General features: G+C 64.4%; 20 protein-coding genes. 7 read left to right on the top strand and 13 right to left on the bottom strand.

What is annotated here, in order from left to right:
* The first annotated feature begins 2 nt into the window (after positions 1 to 2).
* The 3 genes from G3O01_RS03075 to G3O01_RS03065 all read left to right on the top strand — a co-directional run bounded on the left by G3O01_RS03075 (position 3) and on the right by G3O01_RS03065 (position 3,104).
* Positions 3 to 956 (top strand): anti-sigma factor, encoded by a 954-nt coding sequence (locus G3O01_RS03075; protein WP_205802952.1) that lies wholly within the window; start codon positions 3 to 5, stop codon positions 954 to 956.
* Positions 957 to 998: 42 nt separating this feature from the next.
* On the top strand, positions 999 to 2,051 hold the full coding sequence (locus G3O01_RS03070) for a catalase family peroxidase (protein ID WP_205802951.1): 1,053 nt from the start codon (positions 999 to 1,001) through the stop codon (positions 2,049 to 2,051).
* Positions 2,052 to 2,384: 333 nt separating this feature from the next.
* The gene (locus G3O01_RS03065) at positions 2,385 to 3,104 is read left to right on the top strand and encodes a response regulator transcription factor (protein WP_205802950.1); all 720 of its coding nucleotides are present in this window, start codon (positions 2,385 to 2,387) and stop codon (positions 3,102 to 3,104) included.
* 70 nt (positions 3,105 to 3,174) lie between these two features.
* Here G3O01_RS03065 and G3O01_RS03060 read toward each other — a convergent pair whose 3' ends face one another.
* Both G3O01_RS03060 and G3O01_RS03055 read right to left on the bottom strand, forming a co-directional pair.
* Entirely contained in the window at positions 3,175 to 5,004 is a 1,830-nt protein-coding gene (locus tag G3O01_RS03060) for a hypothetical protein (RefSeq protein WP_205802949.1), read from the bottom strand.
* Positions 5,005 to 5,055: 51 nt separating this feature from the next.
* A complete protein-coding gene (locus tag G3O01_RS03055; protein ID WP_205802948.1) occupies positions 5,056 to 5,997 on the bottom strand; it encodes a phage tail tip lysozyme in 942 nt (313 codons plus the stop codon).
* 215 nt (positions 5,998 to 6,212) lie between these two features.
* On the opposite strand from G3O01_RS03055, the gene G3O01_RS03050 reads away from it, so the two are divergent.
* Together G3O01_RS03050 and G3O01_RS03045 are read left to right on the top strand one after the other, a co-directional pair.
* Positions 6,213 to 6,515, top strand: coding sequence for a hypothetical protein (locus tag G3O01_RS03050; protein WP_205802947.1), 303 nt, complete (start codon positions 6,213 to 6,215; stop codon positions 6,513 to 6,515).
* Positions 6,512 to 7,003, top strand: a complete 492-nt coding sequence (locus G3O01_RS03045) for a lytic transglycosylase domain-containing protein (protein WP_205802946.1) — start codon at positions 6,512 to 6,514, stop codon at positions 7,001 to 7,003. The genes G3O01_RS03050 and G3O01_RS03045 overlap by 4 nt, the downstream gene beginning before the upstream one ends.
* Positions 7,004 to 7,086: 83 nt before the next feature.
* On the opposite strand, the gene G3O01_RS03040 is transcribed toward G3O01_RS03045, so the two are convergent.
* A complete protein-coding gene (locus G3O01_RS03040) occupies positions 7,087 to 7,758 on the bottom strand; it encodes a hypothetical protein (RefSeq protein ID WP_205802945.1) in 672 nt (223 codons plus the stop codon).
* 317 nt (positions 7,759 to 8,075) lie between these two features.
* Between G3O01_RS03040 and G3O01_RS03035 the strand changes: the two genes are divergently transcribed.
* On the top strand, positions 8,076 to 8,534 hold the full coding sequence (locus tag G3O01_RS03035; RefSeq protein WP_205802944.1) for an HrpB1 family type III secretion system apparatus protein: 459 nt from the start codon (positions 8,076 to 8,078) through the stop codon (positions 8,532 to 8,534).
* Positions 8,535 to 8,963: 429 nt separating this feature from the next.
* Here the strand turns inward: G3O01_RS03035 and G3O01_RS03030 are convergent, their stop codons facing one another.
* On the bottom strand, positions 8,964 to 9,419 hold the full coding sequence (locus G3O01_RS03030) for a ribonuclease (protein WP_205802943.1): 456 nt from the start codon (positions 9,417 to 9,419) through the stop codon (positions 8,964 to 8,966).
* Between the two features lie 215 nt (positions 9,420 to 9,634).
* Here G3O01_RS03030 and G3O01_RS03025 point away from each other — a divergent pair, with 215 nt between their 5' ends.
* Entirely contained in the window at positions 9,635 to 10,879 is a 1,245-nt protein-coding gene (locus G3O01_RS03025; protein WP_205802942.1) for an FAD-dependent oxidoreductase, read from the top strand.
* Between the two features lie 12 nt (positions 10,880 to 10,891).
* Here G3O01_RS03025 and sctC read toward each other — a convergent pair whose 3' ends face one another.
* The 9 genes from sctC to G3O01_RS02980 form a co-directional block, all read right to left on the bottom strand.
* The gene (gene sctC, locus G3O01_RS03020; RefSeq protein ID WP_205802941.1) at positions 10,892 to 12,679 is read right to left on the bottom strand and encodes a type III secretion system outer membrane ring subunit SctC; all 1,788 of its coding nucleotides are present in this window, start codon (positions 12,677 to 12,679) and stop codon (positions 10,892 to 10,894) included.
* A gap of 52 nt (positions 12,680 to 12,731) precedes the next feature.
* The gene (locus G3O01_RS03015; RefSeq protein WP_205802940.1) at positions 12,732 to 14,186 is read right to left on the bottom strand and encodes a helix-turn-helix transcriptional regulator; all 1,455 of its coding nucleotides are present in this window, start codon (positions 14,184 to 14,186) and stop codon (positions 12,732 to 12,734) included.
* Positions 14,187 to 14,429: 243 nt separating this feature from the next.
* Positions 14,430 to 15,299 (bottom strand): type III secretion system export apparatus subunit SctT, encoded by an 870-nt coding sequence (gene sctT / locus G3O01_RS03010; RefSeq protein WP_205802939.1) that lies wholly within the window; start codon positions 15,297 to 15,299, stop codon positions 14,430 to 14,432.
* Complete coding sequence (locus tag G3O01_RS03005; protein ID WP_205802938.1) at positions 15,296 to 15,793, bottom strand: type III secretion protein; 498 nt, start codon at positions 15,791 to 15,793, stop codon at positions 15,296 to 15,298. Before G3O01_RS03005 ends, sctT begins: the two co-directional genes overlap by 4 nt.
* A complete protein-coding gene (gene sctN / locus G3O01_RS03000) occupies positions 15,790 to 17,187 on the bottom strand; it encodes a type III secretion system ATPase SctN (RefSeq protein WP_241023577.1) in 1,398 nt (465 codons plus the stop codon). Before sctN ends, G3O01_RS03005 begins: the two co-directional genes overlap by 4 nt.
* Positions 17,184 to 17,933, bottom strand: a complete 750-nt coding sequence (sctL, locus tag G3O01_RS02995) for a type III secretion system stator protein SctL (protein WP_205802937.1) — start codon at positions 17,931 to 17,933, stop codon at positions 17,184 to 17,186. Before sctL ends, sctN begins: the two co-directional genes overlap by 4 nt.
* Entirely contained in the window at positions 17,918 to 18,640 is a 723-nt protein-coding gene (locus G3O01_RS02990) for a type III secretion protein HrpB4 (protein ID WP_205802936.1), read from the bottom strand. The genes sctL and G3O01_RS02990 overlap by 16 nt, the downstream gene beginning before the upstream one ends.
* Complete coding sequence (sctJ, locus tag G3O01_RS02985) at positions 18,637 to 19,437, bottom strand: type III secretion inner membrane ring lipoprotein SctJ (protein WP_205802935.1); 801 nt, start codon at positions 19,435 to 19,437, stop codon at positions 18,637 to 18,639. Before sctJ ends, G3O01_RS02990 begins: the two co-directional genes overlap by 4 nt.
* Positions 19,437 to 19,838 (bottom strand): type III secretion protein, encoded by a 402-nt coding sequence (locus G3O01_RS02980; protein ID WP_205802934.1) that lies wholly within the window; start codon positions 19,836 to 19,838, stop codon positions 19,437 to 19,439. Before G3O01_RS02980 ends, sctJ begins: the two co-directional genes overlap by 1 nt.
* Positions 19,839 to 19,846 lie beyond the last annotated feature (8 nt).

The raw sequence follows: 19,846 nt of genomic DNA, 5'->3' as shown, positions 1-19,846 counted from the left end.
GTATGAAAGTCGACGATACCGTGCTGATGGCATATGTCGACGACGAACTGTCGCCGAACGAGCGTCAGCAGATCGAAGACGAACTCCGCGCCCACGCGGAGCTCGCGGATAAGGTCGCCCTCTTCCAGGCGTCGCGCCTGCCGTATCGCGAGGCGTTCGATGCGCAGAAACTGCCGCCCGTTCCCGAAAGCCTCGTCAAGCGCGTCGACGATCTGATCCGCGCGCATACGGAAGCCGCCAGGCTGAGCGCAGCCGCGCAAGCGCAACCGGCCGTGGCACCCGCAGCCGCCGTACACAGCGCGAACGACGCTGCAATCGAACACAGCGCGCAACTGCCGCCGTCCACACCCGTGCGCTCGCGCCTGCGCATCGCGCCCGCGTGGCTGGCCGTGGCGTTCGTCGGCGGCGCATTCTGCTGTGGCGTGGTGCTGCGGCTTGCGCCGGGCGTCGGCTTCGGCGAGCCGGGCAAGCTCTCCGGCAACACCGCGACCGTCGCGTCTTCGACGATGGGTTCGCTGCCGTGGGTGCAGGTCGCGGCGAGCTATCAGCAACTCTATTCGCGCGATACCGTCGCGCATCTGTGGCCCGATTCGTCCGACGCGCAAAGCACCGTCGACGAAATCCGCACGGAAGACGGCATCGCGCTGCGCGTGCCCGATCTGAGCAAGGCCGGCTTGCGCTTCATCCGGGTGCAGCGCCTGAAATTCCACGGGCGTCCGCTCGTGCAGATCGTCTATCTGCCGCAAAAAGGCGATCCCGTCGCGCTGTGCGTGATCAAGGAAAACAAGCCCGATCAGACCGTCGCGTCGTCGCGCATCGATTCGATGAACGTCGTCACGTGGCGCGAGTCCAATCTCGGCTATGCGCTGATCGGCGCCACCAGCAATGGCGAACTCGCGCCGCTTGGCAAAGAGATCGCCGAACGCCATTTCGATCCGCTCTTTGGTTCCGTTTGATGCAGCGTGCGCGAAAGCGCGTGGTGCATCCGTAGTCGATTCATGTCCAGAACATCCTTTCGCTTTGTCGCGGGCGGCGCGCTCGCCGTCGTCGCGCTCGGCTCGATTGCGGGCGCCTATGCGTTCACGCAGGGTTTCACGCGCCTGCCCGGCGCACAGCCTTCGGCGAACCAGATCATCGACCGCTTCGAAGCTGTGTCGGGCAAGCATCCTGGCTTTCGGCGCAATCACGCGAAAGGCGTGTGCGTAACGGGCTATTTCGACAGCAACGGCAACGCCGCGCCGCTGTCGCGCGCCAGCGTGTTCGCCGCCGGCCGGTCGCAGGTGGTGGGACGCCTGTCGATTGGCGGCGGCAATCCCGCGCAGGCCGACGGCGCGTCGAACGTGCGCAGCCTCGCGCTGCGCATCGTCACGCCGGGCGGCGGCGAATGGCGCACGGCAATGAACTCTGCACCCATCTTTCCCGTGCGCACGCCCGAAGCGCTGTTCGAGATGCTCGCAGCCTCGCGCAAGGCGCGTGACGCGACCACGTACGGCGACAACCCCGGCATGGATGCATTCATGCAGACGCATCCCGAAACCGCGCGCTTCGATCAATGGCTGCACGATCATCCGCCTTCATCGGGGTTCGACAATGCCGCGTACTACAGCGTGTCGGCGTTCCGGCTGATCGATCGTGACGGCCATGTGCAGGATGTGCGCTGGCGCGTCGAACCCGACGACACCTATGTGCCGCTCGCCGATGCGCAAACGCACGACACCGACTTCCTCGAGCGCGGCCTCGGCGAGCGTCTACGGCATGGCCCAGTGCGCTGGCACATGGTGATCACGCTCGCGCAACCGGGCGACGTGACCCATGACGCGACCCGGCTCTGGCCCGCGAACCGCACGCAGATCGATGTCGGCACACTCGTCGTGCAGCGCGAGGAACCGCAGATCGACGGCCCGTGCCGCGACATCAGCTTCGATCCGTTGACCTTGCCCGATGGCATCGCGCCGTCCGATGACCCCTTGCTCAAGGCGCGTTCCGCCGCGTATGCGGAATCGCATGAACGCCGCGTGCGCGAAGAGCAACACTACGCGGCAGGCAAGTAAGCGCACGGCTCGCCCAGATAGTGGGCCGGTCGCGCAGCGAAGGCATTCGCACTTCGCTTCATCGCAGGTTTCCTCGCACGGCTAAAACACAAAAAAATTTCTGCCGTGCTTCGTCCGCACGCCTCGCGCACGTCGCCGCAAACCCTTGTACGTAAAGCGTTTTCTCGTACATCGATGCGCATCGCGCATCGATTGAGAATGGCATGGAATAGTCGCTTGCTATCAGGTGTTGTGTATTGCGAGAGCGCTGCAAACATAGACGGCGCCTCGGACCAGAACGACGGGGGATATCGGCGCGCGCATCGGTCGCGCCGCGATGGTTATGGAGTCCACATGCGAATCGCCTTTTTCACTTTCAGCGACGTGCTGTACAAGCAGATTAACCAGGCCTTCGAGCAGAACGGCATTGCGTGCACGCGTTTCACCGACGAGCTTTCGCTGATCCGTTTCCTGCAGCGCGATTCGGCGGCGCTCGTCATCTTCGATGCCACGCAAAGCCAGATCCCTGCGCTCGCGACGCTCAAGTGGCGCACCTGCCACTTCCGCACCGATCTGCCCGTGATGATGATCGGCCGCTCGTGGGATAGCGAGGCCGTCATCGAGGCGCTCGATGCGGGCGTCGATGAAGTCGTGATCGGCACCGCGAGCGTCGACGAGATCATGGCGCGCGCGCGACGTTCGATTGCGCGCTGCCGCGGCTCGCGCGTGGTCGACCGGTTGACGGTGGCCGGCTACACGATCGATCGCAGTGCGCGCACCGTGAGCTTCGGCGAACGCTGTGTGCCGTTGACAGCGCGCGAACTGAGTCTCGCATGGCTGCTGTTCATGAACGCGGGCTCGCTGATGAGCCGCGAGCAGCTGGCCAACGCCGTGTGGGGCAAGGACGCCGATCTCGCTGGCCGCTCGCTGGAACAGCACATCTACAAGCTGCGCTCGAAGCTGGCGCTCGACGGCCGCGAGGGATCGCAACTGAAGACGGTCTACTCGCTCGGCTATGTATTCGTCGCGCGGGCCGATGAAGCGGTCGACAACCGGCAACCGATGGCAGCGTGAACGGACACTCGAGCACGACGAATGCGGCCCGCGCCCGTTCACGCATGCGAGCCCACCGTTCGCGCATGCGTCAACGGCGTGCGAACGCCGACGTCAGACGGCTCGTCGTCGCCTTCTGCGCGGCGTCGTCCTTCGCGAAGTCGGCATTGCCGCCGAACGTCGCCAGTTCCGGGTCTTTCGCCATCTTCGTTTCGATCGACATCTCGACCATGCGCTGCATCGTGTAGATCGATTCGCTGCGTCCCATGCCTGTATCGCGCAGCAACTGGTAGGCGTCCTTCATGCCGGGATCGGCGTCGATCACTTTCGCGAACTCGCGCGCACGCGTCTGCCGCGTGCCGCCGCCTTGCATGATCGTGTGCCACTGCTGCGCGAGCCTAGCCTGTTTCGCGGGATCGCCTAAACCCATCTGATACTCGACGACGGCATGTGCGTGCTTGCCGACCAGATCGCGTGTTTCCTTCTTCGCGGCCGTCGATTTCTTTTCGTCGATCATCGTGCCGGGGAAGATCTTGCCGTAGCGCTCCGCGCCCGCCTGCGCATGCGCCTGCTGGCGGAACCCGAGATGCGTGTCCTTGATGAGCTTCTCGCGCGCGTCGCCGAGATCGTCGAAGGCCTGTTTCATTTCGGGGTTCGCACCCGGGCCGGCGACGCTATCGGCAAACGCCTTGCGCTTTTGCAACTCGTAGCTGCCCGCCACTTCGGCCTTCTCGTCGCGCATGCGCTGCTTGAGTCCGCGCATGCCCTTGCCGACGTCGAGCGAGCCTGCGCCCGCAAGCGCGCTGCCCGCGATGCGTTCGCTCGCCGCCACACCCGCCGCATGCGAGCCCGCAGCCGCCACCGACGCGCCATGCGTGCCGACAGCCGTTGCCGTCGCCGCGCCAATGGCGACCGTGTTGCGGATGAATTCATACGCCGCGCGATTGCCCTGCTTCGCGGCGACGTCGTCCTTGAGGAAGGCCGTGAGCAGCACGTTCTTCGCGTGCGCGGCCTCGTTCTTCAGTGCTGGATCGTCCGATGCGGCGAGCTTGCGCACCGCTTCCATGTCGTATTCGAGGCTGGCATTCGGGCGTGTTTTCGGCGACGCATTGTCTGCGGGTTTCGTGACAAGATCGCTGGACTTCTGGATTCCGTTCTTGCGTTTCAGGATCATCGTTTCGGGGCGCATCGGCACCTTGTTCTCGACGTCGCTTGCGAACTTGTTCAGATCCTCCTGCAACAGGCTGTCGAGTTGCGCGCCGTAGCGCTGCTTGCGCTCGCGTGCGGCGAAAAACGCGTGGCCGTTGACGAGCGCGCCGACGGCCTCGTGTGCCGCCGTGAAGCTCCCGCCGATCACGGCACCCGTGGCCGCACCCGCCGTCGAATGCGTACCGATGCCGACGGCGCCCGCCACCGACGCATCCGGGCGCAGCTTGTTGGTTTCGAGCAAGGTGAAGCCGGGCTTGTCGCGATAGACCGGCTGGCCCAGACGCTGCGAACGCGCGGGCAGTCTGAAGCCGGGATCTTGCGGGACATCGTTCGGGGCAGTCTCGACGGCCTCGGCGATCGACGGCGCGCGCGATGGCGGCTGCGAAGGAACATGCGTCGCGTTGATCCTCGACGCCGTTGTCCGCGAAGGCCCCGCGTCTTCCGGCAGCGGCGGCAGGTCTTTATCGACCGTTGTGCCGCGCGGCCTTTGCCCTCCAGACGTGCTGGCCGCGAAGCGCGCAATGCGCCCGTCATTGCCCGTCGACGATGACGTCTGCGATTTCAGATGCGCGAGCGGCGCGGACATCGGACGCGGCCCGACGGGCGGGCGCGGCGAGTTCGCGGTTCGCTGCGGCGTGCGTCCTGTATCGGTCGTGGCGTCGGATGGGCTGCGGGTCGTGACAGGCGGAGACAGATGCGTCGTTTTCAGCATGGCAGGGCTCGTCGGCAAGGGGTTGAAGGCGAACTCAGGCGATGCGTACGCTCACGCGAGAATCTGGTTCAGATAGCCAAGCCGCGACGCCATCTGCGGATCGGAAGGCTGCTCGAACGCGTTGCAGAATGCCTGCGTCGCGGCCTGCGCACTGTTCGTGCCTTTGACCGCGGCGATCGCGCCCGCCTGCGACGTCTGCAATTCCTGCTTCAGATAGCCGTAGTTCGCGGCCTCGCTCGACGGATCGAGGTTGTGCTGGCGCGCGTAGTCGAGCAAGCCCTGTTTGCGCGTGCCGCCCCATTGCGCGATGCCGTAGCCGTTCGCGTTGTCGTCGGCCATATTGGAACCTGGCGCACCGATCCTGCCGCCCTGGTTGATGCCCGAGTTCATGCCGCCGCTCTCGTGCCACAGGTTCGCGACGATGCCCGCTGCCTGATCCTTCGTCAGCCCGAAGTCCTTTTGCAGGTTGCCGACGTACGCGTCGGCGACCTGCTTGCTTTGCGCGGACGATAGCGCCTGCGTTTGCGGCGCGGTGCTGAGTCCTTCGGGTGCTGCGCCTGTCGATGCGCTACCCGTCGAAGCTTGCGCCGGGACTGAAGCGGGTGTCCCGCTGTTACTCCCGGCGTTGCCAACGCCTGCGCCATATCCACCCGCAGCCGACGTCGCATTACCCGGCATTGCTGCGAAGTTATTGAAGCCGCCAGACGGCGAGCCAGAGGTGGCGTTAGCCGCGCCGCTTTGCGCACCCGAACCGTCCGGGTCGCGCAGCATCGCGGCAAGATCGGCGAGAAACTGCGACACGCCACTGTTGCTTCCGGACGCCGCGCCCTGCGTTCCCGCGCCTTGCGCCGCACCGCCGTCGATCAGTTTCGCGATGTCGCTCAGCAGATTGGCAATCGACGTTTCCTGAGACGAGCCGTTGCCCTGGATTCCCGAGACGGGCGTGAGTCCGGAAACGCCGACGGTGCCGTTGAAAAGAGAAAGAGTGTTCATCCGAGTCCTCTGAAGAGAAGGCCGGTCGACCTGGTGCCGTCACGATAAGAGCGCTGCCGGCACGGCGTCGTTGCAGGCGCGAAGCCAGATGCGCAAACACGAAAGCGCGGTGTGCTTCGTTTGCGGGTCACGCTGCTTCGCGTCGTGAGAATCGCGCAGACTGGGTGAAACGTATCCTCGTGCGCATCCCGTTACGCTCGATAAGGAGCAAGTCAATGCGCTTCTGTGGCCGCGCTGCTATTGCGTTATCGATGATGTTTTCTGTCTGTGCCAGCGCGTACGCGCAGCGCCCCGTTAGCGGCGGCCTGCTGCCCGTCAACGCCTACGACGACAGGATCGAAGCCGCACGCGCAGAACAAAGGCGCCTCGACGCACATCGCGACGAAGCACATCGCGAAGAAGCGCGCCTCGAACAGGAACGGCTCGCCGAAGCACGCCGCGAAGCGCGCATCGATGCCTACAACGCGTGGCTCGCGCACTGGCACGAAATGCGATCGCGCGATGGAATGACGCCATGAAACGCCGACGCATTCTGCGCATCGCAGGCTCGCTGCTGTGCGCATCGACATCGCTTGCGGCGCTGCCCGCGCACGCCGACTGCTTCGACGATGCCGCTGCGTGGCAACACCTGAATCCGCTGATCCTACGCGCGATCGCGTGGCAGGAGTCGCACAACAACGCCGACGCGACGCACGCGAACGCCAACGGCTCGATCGACTACGGCGTGATGCAGATCAACTCGATCCATCTGCCGGAACTCGCGCGCTACGGCATCCGGCGCGATGCGCTGATGGTGCCGTGCAAGAACGTGTATATCGCTGCGTGGCATCTGCGCAAGCAGGTGGTCCGCTATGGCAATACGTGGGCCGCCGTCGGTGCCTATCATTCGTCGACACCGGCGCTGCGTGACGATTACGCGCGCCGGATCGCGGCGATCATCGAGCGCTGGCAGCGCGAGCCGGAACGCGGCATTCCTGTGACGGCTGCGTCGCTGGCAGCGCGCTGATCGGTCGCTCGCAACACTGCTCTCTCGTCAAAAGAAAAACGGCGCGCACGACGAATCGCGCGCGCCGTATCGTCCGGTAACGATCAGACGTCGTTCTTCTGGTTCAGATCGCCCGACGACACCGACACCTGCGACGAATCGAACACCTTGTTGCCGCCGTCGCCCGTGTCCGGCTTCGTGAGGCCACCGCCGCCGAACACCTGCGCGATGTTCATCTTGCCGTTCGAATGTCCCGTCTCGAGGATCGCCGCTTCCTTCGTCGCGCCCGAGTTCAGCGTGACCGAACCGTCCGCGCCCATATGGCCGACGTTGTTGCCGCTCGCGTTGTACAGGTTGCCTTGCGAATCTTCCTGCAAATGCAGCGCGTCGCCGCCCGCCTTGCTGTTGATCTTGATGTTGTGCATGCCCTGGCCGGCCGTACCCAGGCCGTTGCTGGCCGTCGTGCCCGCGGGTGAGCCGGTCGAAGGCATGCCGCCCGGCTGGCCGCCCAACGGCGAAGCGGGATTTTGCGCGCCCTGCGCACCTTGCGCGCCTTGCTGCCCGCCGAGCACGCCTGCCAGATCCTGCAGGAACTGGCTCACGTTGTTGCCGCCGCCCGCGTTGTTCTGCTGACCGTCGATCAGTTGCGACAGATCCTGCAGCAGCTTGCCGACGTCGCCGCCCTGCCCCGGCACGCCCTGCGCCGAGCTGCCCGTCATGCCGCCAACAGGCGTGTAGTTCACGGGGTTGAGGAAGGATTGGGTAATGGAGTTCATCGAATTCTCTCTGGTTAATCTGGTTAACAAAGCAAAGAAGACGAACCGGCGATCTTTGCCCGATCCCGATTCAGCATCGACGATAGATTCATGCGCGCCGTGAAGCGCGACGCGGCGCGAAGCCGCGTGACGCGTCGCGAATGGCGCATTCAATTGATGTGTGCGGGTCAGGCAGGTGACGCGCCGCCTGCATGACGAGCTTCGGCATGCGCCACGACGCTTCGCGCAGACGAAGCGGCGAAAGCGTGGCCCTACGCAGAATGCAGTGTCGGGCGTGTGCCCGCTTTCGTCCGTCAACCGTTCATGCGAGGCCCGTCATGTCGAATCTCCAATGCAGTCCGTCCGTGCTCAACGCAATGATGTCCGTCTTCTCAGGCGGCATGCGCATCGGCGCGATGCCGGAACTGCACGACGTGCTCGGCGCGTTGCGTGCGTGGCAGCCGGATAGCCCGCTTGCCGATGTGTGCGAAGCGCGTCTGCTGATCAACCAGACCGAGTGGCGCGAAGCGGCTAGCCTGCTGCGCCATGTGACTGACCGTCACGCGAATCTGCCGGTGGTGTCGTCGCTGTATGCGCTGTGTCTTTTCATGCAGCAAGACGATGAGTGGCGGCGCGCTGCAACGGAAGCCGTCGATACGGGTAACGACACCGCGATTGCGATCGTCGCGCGTTTTCTGAATGTGCCGGGCGATGACGCCGGTGGTTTGCATGGCGCGGATCTGTCGATGCGGGTGCTGGCCGTGATCGAGACGAATGGCGCGCTCGCGCAGGGTTGATGGCTGTCTCCGTCTCTCGAACCGGGGTGGCGTAGACTACCCGCACTACCTCGATCGCGAACCGAAGGACGACAGCCCGTTCGACGCTTCCGACACGTAGCCTGCGACAGGTGACTATCTTCGAGGCGACGATGACAAAAACTCTCTTTCCGGCTTTATTGCTCGCCCTGGCGGGATGCACGACCGCGACAGCACCCGGCTCCGATGCGACGACTGGCGCGTCGAAGCAACCGGCTAGCCCGACTGCTCCTTCCTCCGATCAAACAGATCAGGGGCGCCTCGAGGTGCCTCACAAAAATCCGAAAATGGATGGGCCGCCGGGCTATTGACGAACGAATCCATCCTTGCGCTACGAGCACCCGAACGATCTGACGATGAACCCTGCTTTGTTCACAGCAGGCCAACCGGCAAGTTTTTCACCAGATCAAGTTAGCCTGCAATACGTTTGAAGCTGGCGTAGTAATCGTCGGTGTAATAGCAATCGCCAGTCTGCTTGCGTGGTCCACCGCATACGATACGGCGCAGCCCGCGATCCGTCGTACCAGGCGTGCGAACTGTGTATGCGTGGTAATAGCCGCGCGGATGCGATGGCAGCAATTCCGCGCTATTGCGGAACAGCACACCGTCCTCGTGGAAGGGGAAAGGGCCGCCCGCCTTGATCACCCGCAGCGTTTCCGCTGCTTCTCCCGGCAACTGCGCCATGGTGACGGAGGCCAGCGTACCCGATGCGGCCGGTGCCTCGCTCGCGGCCTGCGCCGGCTGACTCGCCGTCTGACTCGCAGAAGCACCTTGCCCAGCCGTCGTATCTTGCGATCCACCCTTGCCGCACCCGCCGAGGATCGCACTCAAGACGAGGATGCATGAGAAAGCCCACGCTCGTTTCACGAAACGGTTGCCTCCGGGTTGAGCAGCATTGGAGTACCAGGAACGGTTAAGGGTAGCCCGATTGACGATGTGAATCAACGTCTGGCTGGAAACCGGCATTCTTTACTCGCCGGCCGCCGTGACGCCAAAAATCCCGGCGCCGACTGCCCGCGCCACCTACACTCCAATTCGCGTCGCCACACAACGGCTCATTCCACAGAAGGAGCAAGCCTGTCATGGATGCGAACACCCAGCGGATCGTCGTGATCGGCGCCGGATTTGCCGGCCTGTGGAGCGCGCTTGGTGCGGCGCGCAAGCTCGACGAACTGCGTGTGCCGCCGGAGCAGATCGAAGTTGTCGTGATCAACAGCACGCCGTATCACAGCATTCGCGTGCGCAACTACGAGCAGCCGCTCGACGATACCCTCGTTCCCCTCCCCGACGTGCTCGATCCCGCGGGCGTCAAATTCATTCGCGGCGTTGTCGGCTCGATCGATCCGCAAGATCGTCGCGTCGGCTACGAATCGGGCGACGCACCGATGCAATGGCTCGCCTACGACCGTCTGATCCTCGCCGCGGGTAGCGCGCTGGCGCATCCCGCGATTGCCGGACTGCGCGAATTCAGCTTCGATATCGACACGTTCGATGCCGCAACGCGGCTCAACGATCATCTGTTGCAGTTGCCGGGGTTGCCGGAATCGGCGGCACGCTTCACGGTGATCGTCGTGGGCGCGGGGCTGACGGGTATCGAACTCGCGGCAGAACTACCCGCGCGCTTGCGGAGCATCGCCGGCGAAAAACATCGAGACGCGATCCGTGTGATTCTCGCTGACCGTTCCGCAAAAATCGGTCAGGCAATGGGCGGCGCGCAGCCCGTGATCGAAGAAGCGCTGCGCGCGCAAGGCGTCGAACTGCGCCCCGGTGTTTCGCTCGAGGCCGTGACGCATGAAGGCATCCAGCTGACAGGCGGGGAACACATCGACGCTGCAACCGTGGTCTGGTGCGGCGGCATGCGCGCCAATGCCCTGACGGCGCAATTCCCCGTCACGCCAGATGCTTTGGGACGCCTGCCCGTCGATGCCTTCCTGCGCGTCGAGAATGTGCCCGGCGTCTTCGCAGCGGGCGATTGCGCGCGCATCCTGATCGACGGCGAACGGCCTTCCGTGATGTCCTGCCAGCACAGCCGCCCGATGGGACGCCACGCGGGCCACAATGCCGCCTGCGATCTGCTCGGCCTCGCGATGCTCCCGCTGCAGATCGACTGGTATACGACCATTCTCGATCTCGGCCCCTGGGGCGCTGTCTACACGGAAGGCTGGGAACGCCGTCTCGCGTCGCAAGGCGATGCCGCGAAACAGACCAAGCGCACGATCAACTGCGAGCGCATCTACCCGCCACGCAATAGACAGCGCGACGACATCCTGCAAGCGGCGGCGCCCGTCGTTCAGGCACCGCCCTACACGATTCGCGAGACGCGATAACGCCCGTCACGCTCAAAATTCGATCACGCGCGGCGTCAGCAACACGAGCCGCTCCATATGGCTGCTCTGATGCGTGCGCGAGCGGAACAGCGCGCCGAGCACGGGAATCTTCGACAGCACCGGCACACCCGTATTCAGATTCGAATCGTTGTCGACGCGGTAACCGGCTATCAGCAGGCTCTGCCCTTCGGAGACGACCGCCTCCGTATCGATCTCGCTCGTGCGGATTTCGGGAATGTCCTTCACGCTATTGCCCGTCGGCTGTCCGTCTTCCACATGTACCTGCAGCTTGATCTGCTGCGCGCCGTTCGAATCGACGACCATCGGCAGCACGCGCAACGTGTTGCCCACCTGCACGCTGAACAGATTGCTCGACGTAAAGCCCGACACGGGGATAAAGAACTGCGTCTTGTTGTTCATCACCGCTTCGACGTTGTCGAGCGTCGCGACTTTCGGGCTGGCATCGATATGCGCGAGGTTGGTCTGCTCGAGCGCGTCGATGCGTGTGAGCAGATAGCGGCTCGCGTCGCCGATCACGGCCGTGAGCGAGCCGCCTGTCGGCGTGGCCGTGGCGACCAGATTGCCGGCCGTATCGAGCGACGAGAACGTCGGACTGACGGTGCCGTTGAAGTTGTTCGAGTTGGCGCTGCCGCTGCCCGTCTGAAAATCGACGTGGCTCGAATGCGCGTGCCAGTCCACGCCAAGTTGCTTCAACGCGCCGTCGTCGATTTCGATGATATGCGCTTCGATTTCGACCATCCGGCGCTTCACGTCGAGCCGGTCGATCAGTTGCTGATACTGGCCGACGCGATCGGGCAGATCGCGGATCAGCACCGAGTTGGTCCGCGCGTCGGCCTGAATCACGGGCAACGAACCTGCACCGTCCGGCACGGCTGCTGTCGCCGCACGGCCAGCACCCTGCGATGCCGGGCCTGACACGCCGCCCACGCCACCGGCACCCGGCATCGCGACCGGCCCGCCGCCCGCCGCCGCGACGCCCGCGAAGACATCGGGCAGCGGCGGGTTCACACCACCGTTGTTGTACGGCGATCCGCCATTCGTGCCGCCCTGCACGTCCGCATACGGACTGACTTGCTGAAGATTCGCAGTGCCGTCGGCGGAAGCGCGCGACGTGCCTTGCTGGTCGCTGTCCTTATCCGGGTGATACAGACTCGCGATCACATGCGCGACGCCCGGCACCACCTGCGTCTTGCCATTCACGGTAATGGTGTGATCGGCCGCCCAGCCATAGCGCAGCGGGAACGCGCGCACTTCGCTGCCCGTGCGGCGATTCGCGTTCTGATCGAGCCGCGCGGCGACTTCATCGACCAGTTGAATCAGCCGGTGCGGTCCCGTAATCAGCGCGACGCCCTGCTCCGGGTCGTAGACGATCGGGAAGCGGTCGGTGTCGAGACCGATCTGTTTGAGCGTCGAACGCAAGCTCTGCGTGCCCGCGAAATCGAGCTTGATGACCTTGGTGGTCACGTCGTCGGCGGTGCTGATGGACAGCACGCTGCCGTCGTAGAACCAGACAAAGCCGAAAGTCGCTGCCATCGTATCGATGAACCTGCGCGGCGGCAGATCGAAGCGCCCCGACACGGTGCCCTGCACGTTCGGCGCGATCGTCGCGATGATGCCCTGGCTCGCTGCGAAGTCGCGCAGTACATCCTTCAGGTCGCGGCTTTCCACGGAGATATGCACTTCGCCGGGCCGCCATGAGATCGGTGCGGCGTGGCCCACGTTAAGACCCATCATCAGCAGGGCGGCCGCAATCGCGCGGTGTCGGAAGGTGAGTTTCATGATCGACGCTCGGTATAGGTGTGGTTATGACGACGCGGGTTGTTAGCGGTTGTTAGCGGTTCAGCGTGTCCGAAGGCGATTCGTTGAATTCGCGGCGGTAGCTGTTGACGAGCGTCGAGCGGTTGCTGACGCCCCACTTGACGGCGGTCGCGAGAATGCCTTGCTCGTGCGCGCTGTCGTCGGCTTCGAGTTCGGCGCGGATGCGCTCCATGCGCAGGCGGCGAATGATCTCGGTGGGCGTCGAGCCGAGGCTCGCCTTGAATGCGCTTTGCAGCGCGCGGTCCGTCACGCCGATCTGCGCAGCGATTTCGCGGATCGACAGGTCTTTACGTTCGAGGTTGTCGAGCAGGTAGCGATAAGCACGCCGGTAACGCGCGGGCAGACGCGCGCCGATATCGTCGAGCTGTTCCGGCGCGCGTGCGATACGCTGGCCATAGCGGGCAAGCGCGCCTGCTTCGTCGCGGATGCAATTGACGGCGGCGAGCGCGTAGCGCGTGTACAACTCCAGCGACTCGCTGCTGCGCCCTTGCACATGACGCAGCTTCGCGAGGCAATACAGATACTCGAGTTGCCGATGGCTCTGCGGCATGCGCACTTCCGCCGTCAGCAGCGTGAGCACCGACTCGGCCAGCGACGACATGCCGCCTGCCAGACTCGCGAGCACGATCTCGATGCGCACCGCGCTCTGATAGTTCTGAATACCTTGCTTGCCCGCCCAGTCCGCATGCGAGATGAGCTGCTGCTGCGCGTCGCGCTCACCGTCTGCGAGTTGTGTGAGCCGGTCGAGAAACTCCACGCGGCTGCGCAGCAGCGGGTCGGCGATGGCGCCCGTCAGCATGCGCAGCGCGGCGGGCTTCTGCGGTGCGATGCGCGGTGCGGCATCGCCAGTCAGGCCGACTTGCCAGTAGATGTGATCGGACAAGGTCGAGCGCGAGCGCAGCGTGCTTTGCGCTTCGACATCGAAACGCACGGTGCTCAACAGACGCTGCCAGCCGCCGGCATGCGGCATCGTGTCGTTGGATACCGCTTCGTCGAGCAGGTCTTCAAGCGTATCGAGCACGGCATCCGCATCGCGCAGGCGGCCGACGCTGAACAACACGCCGAACGCGCCGAACAGTGCGTCGAGTCGCAGCGCGACGCTCGCCTGCGGATGATCGGCGATCTGCATGAAGCACGACATCGCGGTGCCGTAACGGTAGCGGAACAGCGCCTGCCAGCCCGCGTTGCGGCACGATGCGAAGCGCATGGCGTCCTTGTCGTCGCGCATGCGCTTTTGCGCGTCGCGGAACGAATCGTCGGCATCGACTTCCATGCCGAGCGACAGTTGCAGATCGCCCTGCAATTGCAGCAGCGCGCCAGGCGCCGCATCGTCGTGGCTATCGACAAGACGCTGCACGTGCGCGGCCGCGGCCTGCACATTGCCGTTGCGGATCAGTTCGACGACGCTGGCGGGCGCCGACACGGCGTTGAGCATCGACACATACGGGAAGTAGTAAGTCACGAGCATGGCTGATTCCGTCGTAAGGCTCGCGCAGCGTGTGGAGCGACGCTGACCGAGCGCGTTGAAACGATCGCGACGTTTTGCTTTCGAACATCGCGTTGACGGAATGCACTGTAGCCAGGCTGAAATGTGAAATTCTCAATAATCTGACGAAAGAATTGAGGCTTGAGTAAAGTTGAGAATCTGCGCGCGGCGCAGACAAGCATTCTCAACAAAGCTCAATTCTTTTTTATGCGATCGCCGTTGACATCAGGGCGTCACAGCATCGCGGCGCGGCTTTGCGTCCGGCTTTTCGTCAAGCTTGAGATCGGTGTCGCGGTCGCTCATCTGCGCGATTGCGCGCACCTGTTCCTTGAAGAGCCGCAGGTCCAGCTGATCCTGCACCTGATGCACGAAAAGCCCCGCGAACACGGCCAGCATCAGCACCGTCACCGCGCCCTTGATCGGTTGGCTCAACGCGCTCAGATCCAGCTTTTGCGCGGCCTTGGACGCGAGATTCGCGCCGAGATCGATCAACAGCAGCACGAGCAGCATCGGTGCGGCGAGCTTAGCGATGGTTTGCATCAGCGTGTCCGTCTGATGCATCGCGAACACTGCGAGAAAATCCGTCGACATCGGTTGGGTCGATGCCACAGGCCACCATCGATACGACTCGTACAGCGCTTCCAGCAGAAACTGCATGCCGCCGAGCGACCAGAACGCGACCGTCGCGATCTGGCCCAGCAGCGTGGCTGAAGGCGTCGACTGTTGAGACAGCATCGGGTTGCTCAGTTGCGCGTTGTTGTAGCCGGTCAGATTGTCCAGATAGATGCCCGCGCCTTCCGCGACCCAGAACACCGTCGCCGCCGCGAAACCCATCACGACGCCGATCAGCGTTTCGCGCAAGCCCGTGATAACCAGCGTGAAGCCTGTCAATGAATCGGCGAACGATTCCGGCTGCGCGAGCGCCACAAACAGCGTGAAGCTCAACGCGACGCCGTTGCGCAAACGGCCTTGCAGCACGCCGTCGGCAGTCGGCGGAAACAGCGTCATGATCGCGTAGAGCCGCAGCGAGCAGACGCCCAGCACGGCGAGATGCTTGAGCAGCCAGGGGCCGTAGAACTGCAATAGCTCATTCATGCGCGTGCAAGGCGCGCGAGCGCCGTCTCTTCGATGTCTTCGTCTTCCGCGTCGGCGGCGATGCCGTCCAGCACGCGCTGCAACGCGCCGATGCGCTTCTCGCACAGCTCGATGCGCCCGCGGTTCTTCGCAATCTCGCGGCGCGTACCCGCAATTTCAGCGTCATGCGTGGCTAGCGTCTGTTGCGCGGCCGTTACCGCATCGCGCGCACTGGAGAACTGTGTGTCGATGTCTTCCGCGTACAGGCGGATCGCCGTCAACGTATCGATCGAAAATGGCTCCGCGCCCGCCATCATCGCGCTGATGCGTTGCCGGTACGAGCGCGCCTGGGCTTCGAGCGCCGCCGCGTGCGCGCGAGCCCGCGTTTCGTTTTCGACGAGTGGCGTGCGTGCGGCGACCCGTTGTGCGAGCCGCGCGCGCAACGCCTGCGCGAAACGCTGACGGCGCGACACCGCGCGCGACAAGGCCGCGATCTGTCGTTTCTGCGCGCTCATTGCGCGTCGCCTTGCGCGAGTTGATGCAACGCGGCTTCCGTTTCACCGGGGTCTGCATACGCGTCCGTCGGCTGCGACAGGAACGCCTTCAACGCGTCGATCTTCGCGATTGCTTCGTCCGCAAGCGCATTGGTGCCCGGTTGGTACTCGCCGATCTGCAACAGCATGTCCACCTCGCGATGCTTCGCGAGCAGCTTGCGCAGCCGTGCAGACGACGCCATGAACTCGCGCGGCATCACTTGCGACATCACGCGCGACAGGCTGCCGAGCACGTCGATTGCTGGATAGCGGTTCTGCGCCGCAATTTCCCGCGACAGAATCAGGTGGCCGTCGAGCACGCCGCGCACTTCTTCGGCAATCGGATCGCTGCCCGACTCGTCTTCGGCAAGCACCGTGTAGAGCGCGGTGATCGAGCCGCGTTCGCCCATGCCCGCGCGCTCCAGCAGACGCGGCAGCTCCGCGAATACGGAAGGCGGAAAGCCGCGCCGTGCAGGCGGCTCACCTGCTGCAAGGCCGATCTCGCGGCCCGCTCGGGCGAAGCGCGTCAACGAATCCATCATCAGCAGCACGCGCTTGCCTTCATCGCGGAAGTATTCGGCGATCGCGGTTGCAACGTACGCGGCCTTCGCGCGCTCGCTCGACGAGCGGTCCGACGTCGCGCACACCACAACAGAACGCGCCATGCCCTGTTCGCCCAAGATCAGCTCGACGAACTCGCGCACTTCGCGCCCGCGCTCGCCAATCAGCGCAATCACGTTGATATCGCACTGCGCGCCACGCGCAAGCATGCCGAGCAAGGTGCTCTTGCCGACGCCCGCAGGCGCGAAAATGCCCATGCGCTGGCCTTCGGCGAGCGTCGTCATCGAATCGATCACGCGCACGCCCGTCACCATCGGATGCTCGATCATGCGGCGCGTCATCGGGTTCGGCGGATCGGCGAAGATCGGCCGGCTGATGTCGCTGTCGATCGGGCCGCGTCCGTCCATCGGTTGACCCAGCGCATCGATCACGCGGCCCAGCAACGCATCGCCAACAGGCACCGACAAGGGCCGCTGCAAACCGATCACATGCGTCGCGCGCGAGACTTCCGTGAGTTGCGCGAACGGCGACACGACGGCATGTTCGCGCGTGAAGCCGATCACTTCGCCATGCTGCAGCAGCTTGCCTTGCGGCGTGCGCAACTCGCACAGCTCGCCGAGCTTCAGGTCGATGCCGGCCACCTTGATGAGCGTGCCGACCACCTCCGCTATCTTGCCCGTCTGCCGCACGGGCAACAGCGCGCGAATCTCGCGTTCGATCGCGCCGCCCAGTTCGCGCAAGCCATGTTCGTGCAGGCCGAAGACGTCGGTCAGCGCCTGCTCGTGCGAAACATTTACTGCGTCTGTCGTGCTCATGTCTGCGTTTTCAGCGAAGTATTCAGCGCGCGCACGATCGCTGCGCGCATCGAATCGAGTTGTGTCGACAGGCTCGCATCGACGATGCCGAGATCCGACTCGCACACGCATGCGCCCGGCTCGAGACGTGGATCGGCGACGACCGCGAGTGGCACCGGCCGTCCGAGCGTGCGCAGACGCGCATCGAATTCGTCGAACGCGGCGCGGGCCGCGTCGAGGTCGCCGGGATGCACGCTAACGCGCAAATTCGCCGAGCCTTCGACAATACGATCGATCGTGTCCGTCGCGCGCGCGAACAAGGCCTGCGCGCTTTCGGTGCGCACCAGCTGCTCGACAGCCAGCACCACGAGTTCCGCCATCCGGTTGCGCATACTGTTTTGCAGACGCTGCGCATCGGCGCTCAATGCAGCGATGCGCTCGATCCACTGCGCCTCGCCACGGGCGACGCCTTCCGCATAGCCGCGTTCTTCGGCCGCTTCGCGCTCGCGCGCCGCCGATGCAATCAGCGCCGCCGCTTCGGCGCGCGCCGACTGAAGCACCTGCTCACGCTCGATCTGCGCGGCGGCGAGAATCGCCTGACGCTCGGCTTCGACGCGGCCGTAGACGTCGTCGATGGTTGCGAGCATGCCGAAGGTCTCGCGCGGCACGATGTCGCCAACCAGTCCGACGCGCGGTTCGTCTTTTCGCTTGCCTGCGGTGTCGTGCGTCGCGTGTGCGTCGCGCGGACGGCTCAGCCAGATAACCATGGGTACTCCGGCAAAAGTGGGCCGATGCGATCGCGCAAAAACGCGGATGCCTCGTCGCGTTCGTCGTTCGCGAACATTGCCTGGAGCCCGGAATCTGCGCGCGGCAAAGCGAATTTCAGCAGCATCTGCTGCGTTCCATTGCGCGGCAGTAGCGCCAGTCCTTCGTGCGCAAGCGCGTCGGCATCGAGCGAAGCCAGCGCGAGCGATCCTGGTTGTTCGCGCTTCGCATCGACGAGCGACGGCGCTTCGGGCATTGCCTTGCCAAGCAGTTCGTCGAGTGGACAACCCGTCCATTCCGCGAGGCGCTTGCGCGTGGTCCGATCGACGAGACGCCGCACTTCCGCGCGACGCGCGAGCAGCGCCAGCATACGAAGCACGCGCACACCCGTCTCTAGCGGCAATGCATCGAGCCGTGCGGCGGGCGCATGAATGAAGGTCTCGAGTGTTGGCGAGTCGGGCAGCAGAACGCGCAATACGGCAAGCGAACATGCTTCGTCGCAACGCTCGCGAAGGGCAGCCATTGCCGCGTCAACGCCTGCCGGGTATTCGATGCCCAACGCAAACGCGAGCCAGTCGCGATGCAGCCACTGCATCGCGCTGCGCGCATTGCGCTGCCAGCCAAGCAGAATCTGCGCGGCAACGGCAGGCACAAGGCGCGGTTCAGGCCGCCGTTGCATCGCGGCGGATGCAGCCATCGCGCCCGTCATGCCGACTTCTGCCTGCGTCCCGGCAGTCGTTGCGCGAGCGTCGCGAGGCTCGCCTTCATCGGCGTAACAAACGCGCCGAGCCGCGCACGTAACACATAACCCACACCGGCGCCTGCCACGATCAGTGCGAGCAACCCACTCAGCACGAACGGCCATATGGGCGTATGCGCCGGCGCGCGGCTGTCGATATCCACCTGATCGGCCGCCACGCCCGTCACGCTCACCTGGTCGTACGCCAGCCCTTCGACGCTATGCACGACGAGGTTCTTGATCTGCGGCACCAGCGCATCGAGTTCCAGCCCCGGCCGGTACTTGATGAACACAGCCGCCGAAGAAGGCTTGATGGTCTGCGCAAGCGGATCGTTGTTCGGAATCACGATCTGCACGCGCGCGACCAGTACGCCGTCGATATGTGACAGCGTGCCCGACAGTTCCTGCGACAACCCGTAGATAAAACGCACGCGCTCTTCCGTAGGCGTCGAAACAAGCCCGTCTTTCTTGAACAGACTGCCGAGATCGTCGAACTTGCTGTGTGGAAGGCCTTTTTCGCGCAGCACCTGCATCGCGCGCACCATGTCGCCGTCGTCGACCTGCAACGTGTAGGTCTTGCCGCCGTCGGGCGTGCTCTTGTCGGCAGAGACGCCGCGTTCCAGCAAGGCGACCGTCATCTCGTTGACGTCTTCTTCGGCGAGGCCCGTATAGAGCTCTTTCTTGCAGCCCGCGAGCAGCGCACATGCGATCAGCACGCCGCCCAGCAGCAGCCGCTTCGCTGATGGAAACAGGTTTGGCGCGCTCATCACTGGTTCTTCATCAGCGTTTCAGCCGACGACTTCGTCGCCGACACCACCGCCATCTTGGTCTGGAAATCGAACTGCGCCAGCGACAGATTCAGCGAGACCTGCGCAGCCGCTGCAATCTGCTGCGTCGGCGAGAGCGACGCGGAGTGTGCGCTCAGCGTCGCGACCTGTTCGAGCGCGGCTTCCATCTGGCCATCCTGATGACGGATCGCATCGACGAGATGGTTGCCCGCGTGCTGCGCGGCGTCGTTATCGGGCGCGGCGAGCGGCTGCTGCATCAGTTCTTCGAAACGGCTGACGGATTCGGGCGCGGGCATGGGTGGCTGTGCGTCGGCGCTGTTGGCACCGGCAGCATCGGCGGCGGCGTGCACGGCTGTTTCGGCAATCGTGGAAATCGTCATGGTCGGCT

Origin of the sequence: Burkholderia sp. Ac-20365 (genome assembly GCF_017104715.1) — a bacterium.
In the GTDB taxonomy this organism is placed as follows: domain Bacteria; phylum Pseudomonadota; class Gammaproteobacteria; order Burkholderiales; family Burkholderiaceae; genus Paraburkholderia.
This window is presented reverse-complemented; position numbering and strand designations above follow the sequence as displayed.